17 protein-coding genes and 1 tRNA gene are annotated in these 15,744 nt (G+C 70.8%); 7 read left to right on the forward strand and 11 right to left on the reverse strand.

Annotation, left to right across the window (positions count from 1 at the left end; translation table 11 throughout):
* The first annotated feature begins 53 nt into the window (after positions 1 to 53).
* Positions 54 to 305, forward strand: a complete 252-nt coding sequence (locus tag WOA58_RS08360; RefSeq protein WP_340603727.1) for a hypothetical protein — start codon at positions 54 to 56, stop codon at positions 303 to 305.
* A gap of 114 nt (positions 306 to 419) precedes the next feature.
* Here the strand turns inward: WOA58_RS08360 and WOA58_RS08365 are convergent.
* The 4 genes from WOA58_RS08365 to tuf form a co-directional block, all read right to left on the reverse strand.
* Positions 420 to 491, reverse strand: a tRNA-Ala gene (locus WOA58_RS08365).
* A 93-nt stretch (positions 492 to 584) separates the two neighbouring features.
* Positions 585 to 1,175 carry a rhomboid family intramembrane serine protease gene (locus WOA58_RS08370; protein ID WP_340603728.1) on the reverse strand — a complete coding sequence of 197 codons (591 nt, stop codon included), beginning with the start codon at positions 1,173 to 1,175 and terminating at the stop codon, positions 585 to 587.
* A 100-nt stretch (positions 1,176 to 1,275) separates the two neighbouring features.
* Positions 1,276 to 1,584 carry a 30S ribosomal protein S10 gene (gene rpsJ / locus WOA58_RS08375; RefSeq protein WP_340603729.1) on the reverse strand — a complete coding sequence of 103 codons (309 nt, stop codon included), beginning with the start codon at positions 1,582 to 1,584 and terminating at the stop codon, positions 1,276 to 1,278.
* A 3-nt stretch (positions 1,585 to 1,587) separates the two neighbouring features.
* Positions 1,588 to 2,853, reverse strand: a complete 1,266-nt coding sequence (tuf, locus tag WOA58_RS08380) for a translation elongation factor EF-1 subunit alpha (protein ID WP_340603730.1) — start codon at positions 2,851 to 2,853, stop codon at positions 1,588 to 1,590.
* Positions 2,854 to 3,108: 255 nt separating this feature from the next.
* On the opposite strand from tuf, the gene WOA58_RS08385 reads away from it, so the two are divergent.
* From WOA58_RS08385 to WOA58_RS08395, 3 genes are all read left to right on the forward strand, one after another.
* Entirely contained in the window at positions 3,109 to 4,698 is a 1,590-nt protein-coding gene (locus WOA58_RS08385; protein ID WP_340603731.1) for a proton-conducting transporter transmembrane domain-containing protein, read from the forward strand.
* Positions 4,695 to 6,449, forward strand: a complete 1,755-nt coding sequence (locus WOA58_RS08390) for a proton-conducting transporter transmembrane domain-containing protein (protein WP_340603732.1) — start codon at positions 4,695 to 4,697, stop codon at positions 6,447 to 6,449. The genes WOA58_RS08385 and WOA58_RS08390 overlap by 4 nt, the downstream gene beginning before the upstream one ends.
* An 87-nt stretch (positions 6,450 to 6,536) precedes the next feature.
* Complete coding sequence (locus WOA58_RS08395; RefSeq protein ID WP_340603733.1) at positions 6,537 to 8,003, forward strand: proton-conducting transporter transmembrane domain-containing protein; 1,467 nt, start codon at positions 6,537 to 6,539, stop codon at positions 8,001 to 8,003.
* 9 nt (positions 8,004 to 8,012) lie between these two features.
* Here the strand turns inward: WOA58_RS08395 and WOA58_RS08400 are convergent, their stop codons facing one another.
* Together WOA58_RS08400 and WOA58_RS08405 are read right to left on the reverse strand one after the other, a co-directional pair.
* Positions 8,013 to 8,960, reverse strand: a complete 948-nt coding sequence (locus WOA58_RS08400; protein ID WP_340603734.1) for a homoserine dehydrogenase — start codon at positions 8,958 to 8,960, stop codon at positions 8,013 to 8,015.
* Positions 8,957 to 9,475, reverse strand: coding sequence for an amino acid-binding protein (locus tag WOA58_RS08405; protein WP_340603735.1), 519 nt, complete (start codon positions 9,473 to 9,475; stop codon positions 8,957 to 8,959). Before WOA58_RS08405 ends, WOA58_RS08400 begins: the two co-directional genes overlap by 4 nt.
* A 109-nt stretch (positions 9,476 to 9,584) precedes the next feature.
* Between WOA58_RS08405 and WOA58_RS08410 the strand changes: the two genes are divergently transcribed.
* Positions 9,585 to 10,133: an Ntn hydrolase family protein gene (locus WOA58_RS08410; RefSeq protein ID WP_340603736.1), complete on the forward strand. Its 549-nt coding sequence runs from the start codon at positions 9,585 to 9,587 to the stop codon at positions 10,131 to 10,133.
* 24 nt (positions 10,134 to 10,157) lie between these two features.
* On the forward strand, positions 10,158 to 10,355 hold the full coding sequence (locus tag WOA58_RS08415) for a hypothetical protein (protein WP_340603737.1): 198 nt from the start codon (positions 10,158 to 10,160) through the stop codon (positions 10,353 to 10,355).
* Here WOA58_RS08415 and WOA58_RS08420 read toward each other — a convergent pair whose 3' ends face one another.
* Positions 10,356 to 10,655, reverse strand: coding sequence for a MazG-like family protein (locus WOA58_RS08420; protein ID WP_340603738.1), 300 nt, complete (start codon positions 10,653 to 10,655; stop codon positions 10,356 to 10,358).
* 67 nt (positions 10,656 to 10,722) lie between these two features.
* Between WOA58_RS08420 and WOA58_RS08425 the strand changes: the two genes are divergently transcribed.
* The gene (locus WOA58_RS08425) at positions 10,723 to 12,012 is read left to right on the forward strand and encodes an O-acetylhomoserine aminocarboxypropyltransferase/cysteine synthase family protein (protein ID WP_340603739.1); all 1,290 of its coding nucleotides are present in this window, start codon (positions 10,723 to 10,725) and stop codon (positions 12,010 to 12,012) included.
* On the opposite strand, the gene WOA58_RS08430 is transcribed toward WOA58_RS08425, so the two are convergent.
* From WOA58_RS08430 to WOA58_RS08445, 4 genes are all read right to left on the reverse strand, one after another.
* Positions 12,009 to 12,830 carry a class I SAM-dependent methyltransferase gene (locus tag WOA58_RS08430; protein ID WP_340603740.1) on the reverse strand — a complete coding sequence of 274 codons (822 nt, stop codon included), beginning with the start codon at positions 12,828 to 12,830 and terminating at the stop codon, positions 12,009 to 12,011. The two genes, WOA58_RS08425 and WOA58_RS08430, sit on opposite strands and share 4 nt — an antisense overlap.
* Positions 12,827 to 13,837 carry a zinc-binding dehydrogenase gene (locus WOA58_RS08435; protein ID WP_340603741.1) on the reverse strand — a complete coding sequence of 337 codons (1,011 nt, stop codon included), beginning with the start codon at positions 13,835 to 13,837 and terminating at the stop codon, positions 12,827 to 12,829. Before WOA58_RS08435 ends, WOA58_RS08430 begins: the two co-directional genes overlap by 4 nt.
* Positions 13,838 to 13,929: 92 nt before the next feature.
* Entirely contained in the window at positions 13,930 to 14,694 is a 765-nt protein-coding gene (locus tag WOA58_RS08440; RefSeq protein ID WP_340603742.1) for a CDP-alcohol phosphatidyltransferase family protein, read from the reverse strand.
* Entirely contained in the window at positions 14,687 to 15,511 is an 825-nt protein-coding gene (locus WOA58_RS08445) for an FkbM family methyltransferase (RefSeq protein ID WP_340603743.1), read from the reverse strand. The genes WOA58_RS08440 and WOA58_RS08445 overlap by 8 nt, the downstream gene beginning before the upstream one ends.
* Positions 15,512 to 15,744 lie beyond the last annotated feature (233 nt).

The raw sequence follows: 15,744 nt of genomic DNA on the forward strand, positions 1-15,744 counted from the left end.
GTTCCCGAGGGAGCGACAGAGTTAGGGAATCCCACACGAAAAACGGGGGAAGGATGACCGACGCGACCGACGTGCGGCGGTTCGACCTCGTCAGGAAGGAGGACGAGTCGGGGGTCTCGGGGACGGGCGTCGTCGCGGTCGGGGTCGAGTTCCCAAACGGCTACGTGGAGCTGCAGTGGCTCAACGACGACGGCAACGACGTCGACGCGCGGATGAACGGCCACGCCTCCTACCCCGGCGGGATCGAGGACGCGATCCGAGTCCACGGCCACGACGGCCGGACCGAGATCCGGTGGCTCGACTGAACTGATAACACCGCGATTCGTGGACTCGCTGGGAGTCCCGCGAGCGAACGAAGTGAGCGAGGGGGACTTAGCGAGTCCACTGACCGGAGTCGAGCGAAGCGAGACGAAGGGAAGTGGACTCGCTGGGATTTGAACCCAGGGCCTCTTCCTTGCGAAGGAAGCGATCTACCACTGATCTACGAGCCCGCATCCGTTCCTACCGGCTCGGGTTATTTGTGACTTCCGTTTCGGACGTCGAGCAGCCCCGCCCGTCCGGCGACGAGGCNCTACCGGCTCGGGTTATTTGTGACTTCCGTTTCGGACGTCGAGCAGCCCCGCCCGTCCGGCGACGAGGCCCAGAACGAGCCCGGTGAAGTGGGCGATCAGCGCGACCCCCGGCGCGCCCGTTGCGAGCGTCACCACGGCGGCGAGGACGACGGCCAGGACGAACTGCATGCGCCGGCTCAATCGGACCCGATCGAGCAGCGTCGCCGAGACGACGTTGCCCGCGAGCACGTAGCCCATCAGCGCGAAGATCGCGCCGCTGGCCCCGAGCACGCCCTGTGCGGGTCCCGCGAGGCCGCCCAGGGTGATCTGGGCGACACCTGCGAGCATGCCGGTCGTGACGAAGAAGGCATGAAAGCGAGCCCGGCTGGTGCGGCGCTCGACCAGCAGGCCGAAGATCAACAGCGCGAGCGCGTTCGAGAGCAGGTGGCCCAGCCCGCCATGGGCGTAGACGCTGGTCACGAGCGTCCACGGCCGGACGTCGACGGGGGGCGCGAGGACGAACAGGAACGTCATCAGCCCGACGATATCCACCGCCGTCTGGAGGAGGAAGACGATCCCCATGACGAACAGCGTCTCGATCGTCGGGTTTCCGCGGCGGCTCATAGCGAACCCAGGGAACGGACGACCAAAAATCGCTACATCGAACGCTGCGGCTCGCGGTCGGAAGAACGGAAAACGGTCCCGCGGGGCGTCGTCGCTCGGATCAGTCCTCGAGGACGATCTCGATCGAGACGTCGTTGGGGACCTGGATGCGCATGAGCTGTCTGAGCGCGCGCTCGTCGGCGTCGAGGTCGATCAGGCGCTTGTGGACACGCATCTCCCAGTGCTCCCAGGTCGCGGTCCCTTCGCCGTCCGGCGACTTCCGTGCCGGTACCTCGAGCGTCTTGGTCGGCAGCGGGATCGGACCCGACACCGAGACGCCGGTCTTGTCCGCGATCTCTCGCACGTCGTCGCAGATGTCGTCGAGGTCGTTCGGACTCGTGCCGGCGAGTCTGACGCGTGCCTGTTGCATCGTTTAGTTCTCGTTGACCTCGAGGACCCGACCGGCCGCGATGGTCTGGCCCATGTCACGCACTGCGAAGCTCCCGAGCTCGGGGATCTCCGAGGACGGCTCGAGGCTGAGGGGCTTCTGCGGTCGGACGGTGACGACCGCTGCGTCGCCCGACTGGATGAAGTCGGGGTTCTCCTCCTCGACCTCGCCTGATGCGGGGTCGATCTTCTGATCGATCGACTCGATCGTACAGGCGACCTGCGCGGTGTGGGCGTGGAAGACCGGCGTGTAGCCCGCGGTGATCACCGAGGGGTGCTGCATCACGACGATCTGGGCCTGGAACGTGGTGGCGACCGACGGCGGGTCCTCGGCGGGACCACAGACGTCGCCGCGGCGGATGTCGTCCTTGCCGATGCCGCGGACGTTGAATCCGACGTTGTCGCCGGGCTGGGCCTGGGGGACCTCCTCGTGGTGCATCTCGACGGTCTTGACCTCGCCGCCGACGTCGCTGGGCTGGAACGAGACGTTCATGCCCGTCTCGAGGATCCCGGTCTCGACGCGTCCGACGGGGACGGTACCGATGCCCGAGATGGTGTAGACGTCCTGGATGGGCAGGCGAAGCGGCGCGTCCGTCGGCGGCTCGGGCTCCGGAAGCGTGTTCAGTGCCTCGAGGACGGTCTTGCCGTCGTACCAGTCGGTGTTCTCGGAGCGATCGGAGATGTTGTCGCCCTCGAACGCCGATACCGGGATGAAGTTCGCGTTCTCGGTGTCGAAGCGGACCTGATTGAGGAGGTCCTTGACTTCCTCGACGACCTCGTCGTAGTCGTTCTGGCTGTAGTCGACGAGGTCCATCTTGTTGACCGCGATGATCAGCTCGCCAATCCCCAGCGTCCGGGCCAGAAAGACGTGCTCCTGGGTCTGGGGTGCGACGCCGTCGTCGGCGGCGACGACCAGCACGGCGTGGTCGGCCTGGCTGGCCCCGGTGATCATGTTCTTGACGAAGTCACGGTGGCCGGGCGTGTCGACGATGGTGAAGTTGTACTCGTCGGTGTCGAACTCCTGGTGGGCGATGTCGATGGTTACACCGCGCTCTCGCTCCTCGGCGAGGTTGTCCATGACGTAGGCGAACTCGAAGCCGCCCTTGCCCTTCTCCTCGGCCTCCTCCTTGTGCTGTTCGATGACGTGCTCCGGGACGCTGCCGGTCTCGTACAGCAGTCGCCCGACGAGCGTGCTCTTCCCGTGGTCGACGTGGCCGATGATGGCCAGGTTCTGGTGTGGTTGGTCAGCCATGATGTGTCTCGCGCGTGGGTGGCGCTATACAGGTGGTTTCGGCAGTTGTTCATAAAACGATTTCGATACGCTACCCGCCCGAGACCGCCGCCCTCGGGCGATTCCTGCCAACCACTGCCACGGGCTGAACGCGCACGGGGCGCCCGCGGTCGGCGTCCGGAACGCTCCGAAACCACAACACCTGTGCGCCGGCGGACCCGACGGACGACCAGTGACCGACGGCGATATCGAACGGCCCGCCGAGGGGGGCTCGCGATGAGCGGCGCGGTCACGGGGACGACGGAGGTCATGTCATTCAGGCCGCTCGCCGCCGTCGGCCTCGCCGCCGTCGCGGTCGTCCTGATCGGCGCGTTGGCGGACAGACCGCGACTGCGCGACGGCGCCGCGGTCGGCTCGGCGTTCGCGATGGCCGGCACCGTCTGCAGCATGCTCCCCGGCGCCCTCGTCGGAGTGACGTACGTTACCCCGGTCGGGACCCTCGTCGCCGGCATCGAGGTCGCCTTTCGCGCGGATCCCCTCGGGCTCCTCTTCGCCGCCACCGCGAGCGTGCTCTACGCCGTCACCGTCGTCTACAGCGTCGGCTACCTCGATGCCGCGGGGAGGACGCGCTACTTCGTCGCCCTGTCGATCTGTCTCGGCGCGGCGATGGGCGTCGCCTTCGCCCCAAACCTGCTCGTGCTGTTCGTCTGCTACGAGCTGATGACCGTCGGGACCTACCCGCTGGTGGTCCACGAGGAGTCGGAGAGGGCCCGACACGTCGGCTACAAGTATCTCGCCTACGTGCTCGGCGGCGGCGTCCCGATCCTCGCGGGCACCGTGCTGGTCTTCTCGATGGCCGGCACCGTCGACTTCGCGGCCGGCGGCGTCGACGCCCTCGCCGAGGCCGCCTCGGCCGACCCGTGGCCCGCCCGCCTCGCCTTCGGCCTACTCGTTGCCGGCTTCGGCGTGAAGGCCGCGCTCGTCCCGCTTCACTCGTGGCTCCCGAGCGCCATGGTCGCGCCCACCCCCGTCTCGGGGATCCTCCACGCGGTCGCCGTCGTCAAGTCGGGCGTCTTCGGCATTGCTCGAGTGATCCTCGACGTCTTCGGGCCCGAGCTCTCGACCGCCCTCGGCGGGGCCGCCGCGCTCGCGGCCGTCGCGGGCGTGACCGTTCTGGTCGCGAGCCTGCTCGCGCTCCGCCAGGACGAGCTGAAACGCCGCCTCGCGTACTCGACGGTCGCCCAGCTCTCCTACATCGTCCTCGGGCTCGCGCTGCTGGCCCCGGCGAGCGTCGTCGGCGCGCTGGTCCACCTGCCCGCCCACGCCGTCGGGAAGCTCACGCTCTTTCTCTGTGCCGGCGTCCTCGCGACCGAGTGCGGGGTCAAACGCGTCAGCGACTGTGCCGGCGTCGGCCGGCGCCTGCCGCTGACGATGGGCGCCTTCGCCGTCGGTAGCCTCAGCCTCGCCGGCATTCCGCCGTTCGCGGGCTTCGCGAGCAAGTGGTACCTGCTGGTCGGGAGCGCCGAGGCAAACCCCGCCGCCCTCGCCGTTCTGTTCGGGTCGAGCGTGCTCACCGTCGCCTATCTCTGGCCGGTCGTCTACACGGCGTTCTTCGAGACGCCCGGAAGCGCGGACCTCAAACCCGTCACGACGGGGCCGCTCGGCGGCAGCGAGAACGGGGGCGGGGAGGTCAGGGCCGACGGAGGATCGGGTCGGCCGGGCTCCGAGGCCGCCCCCGCGATGCTCTGGCCGGTGCTCGCGACCGCCGGGCTCGTCGTCGCGCTCGGGATCGCCCCCGACCACCTGTTCGTGCTCGATGCCGCCCGGCTCGTCGCCGAGGGGGCCTTCGGGGTGAGCGTCCCGTGAACGGGCTGCTGCAGCTCCCGCCGGCGCTCCTCGTCCTCGCGGCCGCGGCGCTCGTCCCGCTGCTCTCCCGACGGGTCGGCTCGGCGGTCGCAGGGGGTTCGCTCGCGCTGGTCGTCGCCTGGGCGCTCGCGGTCCCCGCGGGGGTCGGCCCTACGACCACGTTCCTCGGCTTCGAACTCCGGGTCGTCCGCGTCGATGCCGTGACCCGGCTCGTCACGCTGGTCTTCGGCGGATTCGGGCTCGCCGCGGTCGGCTACGCCCACCTCTCGGGGATGGGGCGAATACGGTTGACCTGCGCGCTCGTCTACGCCGCCGCGGCGCTGTGGACGGTGACGGTCGGCGACTGGCTTTCGTTGATCGTCGGCTGGGAGCTGCTCGCCGTGAGCGCGACGCTGCTGCTCTGGCTCGATCGGGGGCCGGCCGTTCGGGCTGGCTACCGTTACGCGCTCGCCCACGCGATCGGCGGCACCGCGCTGTTGGTCGGGCTCGCCATCCATACTTCCTCGGTCGGACCCGCCCCGGACGCGCTGTGGTTCGGCGACGGGATCGCCCCGGGGCTCGCGGCGGCCGGCGTCGGGATCGGGATCGCGGTCAACGCCGCCGTGATCGGCGTCCACGCCTGGCTGCCCGACTCCTACGCCCGCCCGCACGTCGCTTCGTCGGTCTTCCTCTGTGCCTACACGACGAAGGTCGCGGTCTACACCGCCCACCGAGCCTTTCCCGACGGGAACCTCCTGCTGGCGTACGCGGGCGGGGCGATGGCGGTCTACGGCGCGGGCTACGCGCTCGCCCAATCGGACATGCGCCGGCTGCTGGCCTACCACATCCAGGCCCAGGTCGGCTACATGCTCGCGGGCGTCGGGATCGGGGGCGCGCTGGGAGTCGCCGGCGGGTTCGCGCACCTGTTCAACAACGTCCTCTACAAGGGGCTGCTGTTCATGCTCGCCGGGATCGTCCTCCTCCGGCTGAAGGAGGAACGCCTCGACCACTTCGGCGCGCTCGGCGCGACGATGCCGGTCGTGCTGGCCGCGTTCACCGTGGCCGCCCTCTCGATCGCGGGGATGCCGGGGACCAACGGCTTCGTCAGCAAGGAGCTGGTGTTCGCGGCCGCCGACGACGCCGGGGCTCGGCCGCTGTACTGGCTGTTGCTCGCCGGCTCGGTCGGGACGGCCGCTTCCTTCGCCAAGTTCGGCTACTACGCCTTCCTCGACGGGGAGCCGCCCGACCGCGGGATCCCCGAGGGCGTCGCGTCCGGGCGCGCGTACGCCGCCCTCACCCTCCCGTTGGCCGGGTGCTGTCTCCTGTTCGGGCTCCGCTACGACCTCCTGTTCGCCCTGCTGCCCGCCGCGGGAACGTGGTCCGTCGATCCCTACGCGACGGGGACCGTCCTCGAGAAGCTCGCGCTGGGGGCGGTCGGAGCGGTCGCCTTCCTCGTCTCGAAGCCCCTCCTGAAGCGCCTCGAGGGCGGGACCGACGTCGACGCGCTCCACGATCCGCTCGCGCTCTACGGGACGCGGGCCGTCTCGGGCGCGCTCGCGTGGGGCTTCGAGCGAGCGGACCGGCTCGCTGCCGTGGTCGCCGCCCGCGTGGAGGGGCTGACGCGGGGGGCCGAGGCCCCGATCAGGACGGTCCTACCCGTATGGCTGCGCGGCGAGGACGGCGAGCTCAGCGCGACGCTCGCGATCGGGCCGAGCGTCGCCCTCGTCCTGGCGGTGCTCGCGGCCTCGCTGCTGGTCGCCCTGGCCGTGTAGAGAAACCCTCATGTGTCGATCGACCCACGTACGGGCAATGAGAGAGGGGCGCCCGTCGACCGGAGATCCGTGGCGCGGCCCCACGGAATGACCGACGCGACGTGGCTCGCGGGCGCGGTGATCGCCGCTCCCCTCCTCGGCGCGCTCTGTTCGGTCCTCGCCGGCCGACGGGTCGAGCGCACCGGCTGGCCGATCGCCGTGCTCGCGCTCGGGGCGACGACGCTGCTGACGGCGTGGCTCGCGGTCCTGATCGCCGCGGGCGGCCCGGTCCGCGCGACGCTGGGCGGCGAGGGGTTCGTCGAGATCGGGGTCCGGGCGGACGCCTTCTCGGCGATCATCGCGCTGCTCGACGTCGTGCTCGCGCTCGGCGCGCTCGCGTACACGCGCCACGCGGGCCCGCGGGGCAACCGCTTCTATGGGGGGTATCTCCTGTTCGTCGCGAGCGTCCTCGCGATCACGCTCGCGGGCGACCTGCTGACGACCTTTCTCGGCGTCCAGGTGATGATCGCCGCGTCGGCTCGCCTCGTCACCAGCGCCGACTCCCAGCGGGCCGACTACGCCGCTCGAAAACTGTTGGTCGTCGGCTCGGTCGGAAGCGGGGTCTACCTGCTCGGCGCCGCCCTGCTCGCCCGGGCGACCGGCTCGGTCTACATGGAGACGGTCGCCGAGGGGGTCGCGGCGATCGGCCACTCCGACCCGCTGGTCGTGGCGGCGTTCGTCGCGAGCGCGGGTGGGCTCGCGGTGGTCGTCTCGATGGTGCCGTTTCACACCTGGCTCGCCGAGGCCCACGCGGTCGCTCCCGACGCGGTGAGCGCGCTGCTTTCCGGGGTGGTGCCCGCCGCGGGCGTCTACGCGTTCGTCCGCGTCGTCTACACCGTCTTCACCGCCGAGTTCCTCGCGGCCAACCGCGTCGTCGTCGTCGGGCTGATCGGGTTCGGCGTCGCGACCGTGCTGATCGGCAGCCTCTTCGCGCTGGCCCAGACCGAGATCAAGCTCATGCTCGCGTACTCGACGATCTCGCAGTTCGGGCTCGTGGTCGCGGGTCTGGCCATCGCCAACGAGACGGCGGTCTTCGGCGCGATCTTCCAGCTCGTGGGCCACGGGCTGGTCAAGGGTGCGCTCTGTGTCGTCGCCGGGATCCTCTTCGTTCGCTTCGGCGCGAAGTCCCTCGAGGAGTACGCGGGGCTCGCGAAACGGATGCCGGTCGTCGGCGCGTCGTTCGTCGCGCTCGGGATCGCGATGATCGGCCTGCCGCCGACGGTCGGCTTCGTCGGCAAGTGGTACATCGCGCTGGGCGCGGTCGAGGCGGGGCTGTGGCCCGTCGCCGGGGTCGTCCTCGTGAGCACGCTGTTCTCGCTGGGCTACGTCGTCCCCTTTATCGACCGGCTCTACTTCCACGATCCGGACCCGGGGGCCGAGCGCGTCGGGGGCGGGACGGTCACCCGCTGGACGCTGCTACTCGTCGCGATCGCGGCCGCCAGCGCCTTCGCGATCGGGCTCTCCTCGGCGTGGATCGAGAGCCTCCTCCGCCCCGCAATCGACGGACTGCTGTGAGCCGCGCGATCAGCCCAGCCGGCCGACGTCAGACAGCACCGCCGTCGCCGTCTCGGGCCCGCCCGCCCCGCGCCCGCTGACGTTCAGCCGGCCCGCATTGGTCGTCTCGAACTGGACGATGTTTCTCGTACCTGAGACCGCGAGGGTGCCGTTCCCGGGCACGAGCCGCGGGCCGACCCGCACTCCTTCAGGGGTCGCCTCGCCGATCAGCCGGACGGTCCGGCCGTCCTCGCCGGCCAGTTCGAGCGCGCTTCCCGGCACGCCCTCGATCCCCTCGACCTCGGCGTCGGCGAGGCTGAATTCCCGCTCGCCCTCCGAGAGCACGTTCGCCATGATCACACACTTGAGGGCGGCGTCGGTCCCCTCAACGTCGAAGGAGGGGTCGGCCTCCGCGACGCCGAGGTCCTGGGCCTCCGCGAGCACGTGCTCGTAGTCCAGCCCCTCGGCGGCCATCCGGGTGAGGATGAAGTTCGCGGTGCCGTTCAACACGCCCCGTGCGGCGGTGATGTGGTCGGGGCCGAAGTCCTCGATCGTCGAGAGCGCGGGGATCGCTCCCCCGACGGTCGCCTCGAAGCGGATCTCGCCCCGGCTCTCGCGCTCGGCGGCACGCAGCTCGCCGTAGCGCTCGGCGACCGGTCCCTTGTTCGCGAGCACGACGTGGCGATCGCGTTCGAGCGCCCCGACGGCGTGCGAGAAGCCGGGCTCGGCGTCGCCGAGCGTCGTGGGCGTCGCCTCGATCAGGGCGTCGTACTCCGCGTCGAGTGCCTCCTCGGGAGCCGACGACCCGACCCGGCCCTCCCCGTCCTTGTCGGCGAGGACCGTTTCGGGATCCAGCCCGTCCGGGGCGATCGCCGCGCTCCGCGAGTCGGCGACCGCCGTGACCGAGTGGCCGTACTCCCCGGCGAGCTCGATCACCGAGCGGCCGACCGCGCCCGCACCGACGACGGCGAGCCTCATGCCTCCACCCCGCGGTCGAGCTGGGGTTCGATGGCGAGCAGCCCCTTCTCGTCGGCGAGCTCGCGGACCCGCGCGAGGGCGTCGGAGACGCCGCCGGCCTCGGCGGCCAGCCGGAGCCGGGCGCTCGGGCGATCGTCCTCGGGGGCCGAAAGCGAGAGGTCGAGCACGGAGACGTTCGCACACTCCTCGAACCAGCGCAGCGTATCGGAGAGGTCCGTCTCGATGAGCGGACCGACGAGGATCACCGAGACCTCCTCGGCGTAGCGCTCCTCGCCGGCCTGGATGACGTTGATGCCGGCGTTCCTGAGGGCCTCGACGATGCCCGGGAAGCGCTCGGGGGCACACTCCAGGTCGACCTCGACGGGGATCCGCCCGCGCGGGGTGAGGTTGCCCCGCTCGTGGTAGATCGACAGCAGGTTGCCGCCGTTCTCGGCGATCGGGCGCAGTGCGTTCAGCAGCTCGCCGGGCTCGTCGGAGAGCTCGAGCCGGACGGTGTGCGCGCGGGCGTCGCTCACCGACGCCCACCTCGTGGTCGGTACATGCCTCCCCCTCGCGCGTGGGAGGTTATAAGGATTGAGTCATTCGGAGACCAACGTTCTTGTAACGGGCCGCCTTCGCCCCGGTATGGGAACCATCGTCGGGGTTCGACTGGCGGACGGCGTCGCGCTTGCGGCCGACAAACGCGCGACGAGCGGGAGCGCGGTCAGAAGCGAGAGCCTCGAGAAACTGTTCGCGTTCGACGCCGCGGCCGCGGCCGCCGTGGGCGAGCCGGGCGCGATCCAGACCTTCGGCCGGAAGCTCGAGAGCGAGGTCCGCAGCCGCGAAACCGAACGGGGCAAGGCGATCCGGATCGACCCCCTCTCGCGGCTCGCGAGCGATCTGGCGGACGAGGCCGGCGTCGAGGCGGTCGTCGCCGCCCGCGACGGCGAGGGCGTCGTTCGGCTGCGAGCGGTCGATGCCGCGGGCGGGGAGCTCGACGAGGAGGTCGCCGCGCGCGGGACCGGCGCGGAGTTCGCGCTCGGCGGGCTCGACGGGATGGACCGCGAGCAAGGGGTCGCGGAGGCCGTCGACGCGCTCGAATCGATCATCGGGAGCGTGGCCGAGCGCGACACGGAGACGGGCGCCGACTGCGAGGTCTGGACGCTCCCGGACGCGGAGTCGGGGGGTCTATGATCGGCGGGGCCCACACGTCCCGACATGGACAGGACTGAGGCGAAACAAGTGGCCCCGCACTACGTCGCCGTGATGGTCCTCGTGTTCGTCGTCGTGGCCGGCATCGACCTCCTCGTGGACTTCCCGTTCTGGATCGGGGTCGTCCTCGCGCTGGGGATCGGCGCGCTCTACCGGCCGCTGGTCCTCGCGCTCGGGGTCGCGCCCGAGCCCTGGCGCGGGTAGCTACGCGCCGGAGCCGACCGAGTCCGAGGAATCGAAGCGCTCGCGGTACTTCCCCATGCTCGATTCGAGCGCCTCCTCGGGGTCGATCCCGCACTCGTCGGCCAGCGAGAGCAGCGAGTAATACACGTCGCCGAACTCGTCCTCGAACCCCTCGGTCGCCTCGAACTCGTCCGTGCCGTACTCGCTCGCCTTCAGCAGCTCCTTCGCGAGCTCGCCCGTCTCGCTCTCGAGGTCGAGCAGGCGGTGTTCCGGCTCCATCGCGAGGCCGTGTTCGTCGTTGAACTCGCTCACGCGGGACATGGCGGTAGGTCGGGTCCCGGACGATTAGTAGTAGGGTTTTACCTCGATACGCGTTCACACCCCTCGCATGGCAGATGGAGACGACAGCGAGAGGTTCGCTACCAGGAGCATCCACGCCGGCCAGGAGCCCGACGAGACCACCGGGGCGCGCGCGCCGCCGATCTACCAGACGACCTCCTACGAGTTCGAGGACACCGACCACGCCGCGCGGCTGTTCGCCCTCGAGGAGCCGGGCAACATCTACTCGCGGATCATGAACCCGACGAACGCGATGTTGGAGGAGCGCCTGGCCTCGCTCGAGGGCGGGGTCGCGGCGATCGCCACCGCCTCGGGGATGGCCGCCTTCGATCTGGCGACCTTCATCCTGGCGGAGGCCGGCGACAACGTCGTCAGCGCGTCGGCGCTCTACGGCGGCACCTACACCTACCTCACCCACACCGTCGAGAAGCGCGGGATCGAGACCCGGTTCGTCGACACGCTCGACTACGAGGGGTATGAAGAAGCGATCGACGAGGACACCGCGTACGTCCACCTCGAAACCATCGGCAATCCCGCGCTGGTGACGCCGGACATCCGGCGCGTCGCCGACATCGCCCACGACAACGACGTCCCGCTGTTCGTCGACAACACCTTCGCGACGCCCTACCTGTGTCGCCCCATCGAACACGGCGCGGACCTGGTCTGGAACTCGACCACCAAGTGGATTCATGGAGCCGGCTCGACGGTCGGCGGCGCGCTGATCGACGGCGGCACGTTCGACTGGGAGGCGGGCGACTACCCGGAGATCACCGAGCCCAACCCCGCGTACCACGGCCTGAACTTCCGGGAGACCTTCGGCGAGGCGGCCTTCGCCTACGCGGCCCGGGCCCGCGGGCTGCGCGATCTGGGCAACCAGCAGTCGCCCTTCGACGCCTGGGTCACCCTCCAGAAGCTCGAGTCCCTTCCCCTCAGGATGGAGAAACACTGCGAGAACGCCCAACTGGTCGCGGAGTTCCTCGCGGACCATCCCGCGGTCGAGTGGGTCTACTACCCTGGGCTCGAGGGCCACGAGACCCACGAAACCGCGAGCGAGTACCTCGACGGGGGCTACGGCGGGATGATCGCCTTCGGCCTCGAAGGGGGCTACGAGGCCGGGCGGGCGGTCTGCAACGGGGTCGAGCTCGCGAGCATGCTCGCGAACGTCGGCGACGCGAAGACGCTGATCATCCACCCCGCCTCGACGACCCACCAGCAGCTCTCCGAGGAGGAGAAGGCCGCGGGCGGCGTCACGAACGACCTCGTCCGGCTGTCGATCGGGATCGAGGACCCCGCGGACGTCATCGCCGATCTGGAGCAAGCGATCGAGGCGGCGACCTAACCACGGCAGAGGACGTCGAGCTGGTGGGCGACGTAGACCAGCTCGCCGCGTTCGAGCTGCCCGCGGCGCGCCGCGAGCCACTCCTCCAAACCGTCGCCGAGATCCCCTGCCAGAGCTCCCTCGATCGTGTCGAGGACGTGGGCGAGGAAGAGCCGCTCGTCGTCGGGGTAGGGCGGGTAGACGACCCAGTCCGAGCTCCCGGCCGCGAGGATCTCCCCGCCCGCCGCGGGGATCGCCGAGAGCAGCCGCCGGCCCGTCTCGCTCGAGCCCTCGCGCTCCATGTCGCGGTGGTAGGCCTCCAGAACCGGATCGTCAAGCGGGTGGGCGGGCTCGAATATCGTTTCCCCGTCGAAGGTGATCGGGAAGTACGCGAGCCCGCCCGGCGAGAGCGAGGCGAGGAGGGCGGGGAGCGCGTCGTCGAGCTCCACGAGGTCGAGGAAGGCCTGGGCGACCAGCAGGTCGTACTCCTCGTTTCCCTCCCCCAGAACGTCGAAGGCGTCGCCGGCGACGAGCGAGACCGTCGTCTCGTCCCGCCGGAGCCGGCCGTCGTCGCCCTCAACGAACCCTCGGTCGAGGAGGCGCTCGCGGGCGGCGGAGACGTTCCCCGGCCGACGGTCGATCGCCGTGTAGGAGACCGCCTCGGGCAGCACCTCCCACTCGAGCAGGCGGACGATCCCGGTGCCGATTCCCGCGCCGACCTCGACGACGTCGAGGGGGCCCTCGGGAAGCTCCCCACGGAGTTCCTCGAGCACCCGGCGGTTCAGCGCGCGGTCGTCAACGGCCCGCTTCGCGCGGAGGTACTCCCGGAAGTCGCTCATGGGTAGGTCAGTACCGCCCCGATCGCTTCCTCGGGGTGCTCGTCGAGCAGCCGGTAGGCCTCAGGGGCCTCCCCGACCGGGAGACGGTGGGTCAGGACCGCGTCGGCAGCGAGGCCGCTCAGACGGTCCCACGCGAGGGCGAGCCGGCGGTCCTTGTCCCAACGGCCCCGGAGGGAGGGGGCGACGGTGCTGACCTGCGTGCTCTCGAGTTCGATCCGACTGCGGTGGTACCAGCCGCCCAGATCGAGCTCCGCGCGTTTGTTCCCGTACCACGATCCGACGAGCACGCGCCCGTCGTAGCCCGTCGCCTCGATCGCGGCGTCGAGCGCCGCGGGGTTGCCCGAGAGCTCGACCGCGAGGTCCGCGCCCTCCCGATGGTCGTCGGTCAGCTCCCCCCGGAGGTCGGCGCCGGGCTCGAACGCCCGGTCGGCCCCGAGGGCGCGAGAACGTTCCCGGCGCAGCGGGTGGTGATCGACCGTGTAGAGCGCCTCGAGCGGGTGCTGGGCGAGTATGCCGGTCGTGAGCAGGCCCAGCACGCCCTGTCCGAACACGACCGCACGCTCGCCGACGATCGGCGCGGCGTCCATGGCGACGTTGACGGCGGCCTCGACGTTCGGGAGCAGGGCCGCCTCGGCCGCGGAGAGTTCCTCGGGAACGGGTTGGAGGTCGGCGGGGTCGATGCGGAAGTGGCTCGCGTGGGGGTGGAAGGCGAAGACCCGCTCGCCGAGCCACCCCTCCTCGACGCCCTCACCGGCCTCGATCACCCTGCCGACGGCGGCGTAGCCGTAGGAGATCGGGTACTCGAGGCCGCCCGATAGCGCGGGGATGCTCTCGTCGGCGGGGAGGTCCTCGGGGGCCTCGCCGCGGTAGAGCAGCAGCTCGGTGCCGGGGCTGATCGCCGAGCACTCGGTCTCGACGAGGACCTCGTCGGAGCCGGGCTCCGGGACGGGACGCTCCTCGACTCGAATCTCGCCGGGCGCGCGAAAGGAGACCTCGCGGGCGGTCATCGACACCCTCCATAGAGGGGCCGGGCCGTCGTCGAACGCGAGCGTGACACGGCGGGGAGTACGGCCGACGGCGACATTGTTCTTGTGTCGGCTCAGGACAGCCGCCCGGAGACGTGGAGCCAGTCCCGGACGAAGCCGGCGACGAACGGGGTCGCGACGAGGGCGGCCCCGGCGGTCGTCAGGGGCGGGCCGACCGCGGGCGAGAGGGCCAGCGCGACGAACGCCATCTGGAGGCCGGCGAGGACCCTGCGGCTCCGCCGGGGCGGCAGGTCGAAGACCGGGAGCCCGCGCCGTCGCCGGAGCCATCGTCCGAGGACGAACAGGTAGCGCGCGGCGCTGACCGCGAGATACCACAGGGGGAGCTGACCGTAGAGGACGGCCAGCAGCGGCGCGATCAGGATCCCCAGCGCGTCGAACTCGGTGTCGAGGCGCGCGCCGAGCGTCGTGACGTGGTCGGCCAGCCGCGCGACCGTCCCGTCGGCGTAGTCGGCGAGCGCGGCCGTCCCGTAGAGGACGGCGGGCAGCCAGACGAGCGATTCCGTGGGCTGGGGGAGGAGGAGGAAGCCCGCGAGGAAGGCGATCAGGACGCCGCGGGCGATCGTCAGCAGCGTCCCGGGGCCCAGCGAGGGCAGCAGGCGCTCGCCAGCCCGGTTTCTGGGGAGGAAGCGCCAGAGCAGGGCGAGCTCGTAGGCCAGGACCGGAACGACGAGGAGGAGCCAGCGCCGGGCGAGGGCGTCGGCGAGCAGCGCGCGCAGCCCGGCGAACGCGAGGGCGGTCGCACACGCCGCGAGGCAGGCGACGAGGACCCAGCGCAGCCGGAGCCGTCGGAGCGTCCGGCCGGCGTAGGCGTCACCCACGATCGCCCTCCGGGACGCCGACCCACCCCTCCTCGGCGCGGATGACGTCGTAGCTCGCCGCCCCGAGCAGCGCCTCGAGCTCGTCCGCGGTCCCGCCGGTCGCGTCGGACTCGCCCTCGGTGCGGGCGTGGGGTTCGAGGTAGACCGTCGGGCGGTGGGTTCGGAGGGTCCCGCGTGCGCCCCGCAGCACCGCGGGGCCGAACCCCTCGACGTCGATCTTGAGGTGGTCCGGCGGCGGGATCTCGCCCCGGTCGATCAGGCCGTCGAGCGTCCGGATGGGTACCTCCTCGCGTCCGACGACCCGGGCGCCCCAGCGCTCGGCGTTGAACCGATTGAACGAGCTCAGCTCGTGGTACGAGGAGCGATGGAAGGGGAGCGTGCCGTCCTCCTCGCCCAGCCCGAGCTCGAGGGTAGCGATCCGATCCTCGAACCCGCTGGCCTCGACGTTCGCCCGCAGCGCCGCGGCCGTGTCGGGGTTGGGCTCGATCGCCACCACCGTCGCGTCGGGGTGCTCGGCGGCGACCGAGAGGGCGTAAACGCCGGTGTTTGCGCCGACGTCGACGACGATCTGGCCGTCGCGACAGCGATCCAGCAGCGCCGCGAGCAGCCAGTCGTTCCCGTGGCGGTCGTAGAGCTCGTAGCTCCGGAAGGAGCCGTCGTGGACCCGTTTCTCGGTCGCGACCGCACGATGGCGGTGGTTCGCCGCCGCCAACCGGTAGTAGAGCGCGTCGGGGAGGTGGCGCCCGGCCGAGACGCCCCGACGGAGCGCTCGTGCGGCACGGCCGACGGCGCTCCCGAGGGCGGTGGTCCGGGGCATGAACGTCCCGAACGACGGGCGGGACGGGCTTTGGTGTTTCCCCGGGTATCGGCCACGGAAGCGCGACCGCGTAACCACTAACGGTTTCGACATCGGGAGTTCGTGCACAGGTTCTTACGCGTTCGCTCCGTACCCGAAGACATGAGCTCGGAAGAACTCACGAAGAACCAGGAGCGCTTCGATCACAAAAACGAGGAGCGAAGCGCGCTTCGCTCCGGCAAGGGCCTCACCGA

It is taken from the genome of Halalkalicoccus tibetensis (genome assembly GCF_037996645.1).
Taxonomy (GTDB): Archaea; Halobacteriota; Halobacteria; order Halobacteriales; family Halalkalicoccaceae; genus Halalkalicoccus; species Halalkalicoccus tibetensis.

Coding starts and splice junctions, on each gene's coding strand:
- WOA58_RS08360 (WP_340603727.1), top strand. CDS start 54: ATGACCGACGCGACCGACGTGCGGCGGTTCGACCTCGTCAGGAAGGAG.
- WOA58_RS08395 (WP_340603733.1), top strand. CDS start 6,537: ATGACCGACGCGACGTGGCTCGCGGGCGCGGTGATCGCCGCTCCCCTC.
- WOA58_RS08370 (WP_340603728.1), bottom strand. CDS start 1,175: ATGAGCCGCCGCGGAAACCCGACGATCGAGACGCTGTTCGTCATGGGG.
- rpsJ (WP_340603729.1), bottom strand. CDS start 1,584: ATGCAACAGGCACGCGTCAGACTCGCCGGCACGAGTCCGAACGACCTC.
- WOA58_RS08400 (WP_340603734.1), bottom strand. CDS start 8,960: ATGAGGCTCGCCGTCGTCGGTGCGGGCGCGGTCGGCCGCTCGGTGATC.
- tuf (WP_340603730.1), bottom strand. CDS start 2,853: ATGGCTGACCAACCACACCAGAACCTGGCCATCATCGGCCACGTCGAC.
- WOA58_RS08430 (WP_340603740.1), bottom strand. CDS start 12,830: ATGAGCGACTTCCGGGAGTACCTCCGCGCGAAGCGGGCCGTTGACGAC.
- WOA58_RS08435 (WP_340603741.1), bottom strand. CDS start 13,837: ATGACCGCCCGCGAGGTCTCCTTTCGCGCGCCCGGCGAGATTCGAGTC.
- WOA58_RS08385 (WP_340603731.1), top strand. CDS start 3,109: ATGAGCGGCGCGGTCACGGGGACGACGGAGGTCATGTCATTCAGGCCG.
- WOA58_RS08410 (WP_340603736.1), top strand. CDS start 9,585: ATGGGAACCATCGTCGGGGTTCGACTGGCGGACGGCGTCGCGCTTGCG.
- WOA58_RS08420 (WP_340603738.1), bottom strand. CDS start 10,655: ATGTCCCGCGTGAGCGAGTTCAACGACGAACACGGCCTCGCGATGGAG.
- WOA58_RS08415 (WP_340603737.1), top strand. CDS start 10,158: ATGGACAGGACTGAGGCGAAACAAGTGGCCCCGCACTACGTCGCCGTG.
- WOA58_RS08425 (WP_340603739.1), top strand. CDS start 10,723: ATGGCAGATGGAGACGACAGCGAGAGGTTCGCTACCAGGAGCATCCAC.
- WOA58_RS08445 (WP_340603743.1), bottom strand. CDS start 15,511: ATGCCCCGGACCACCGCCCTCGGGAGCGCCGTCGGCCGTGCCGCACGA.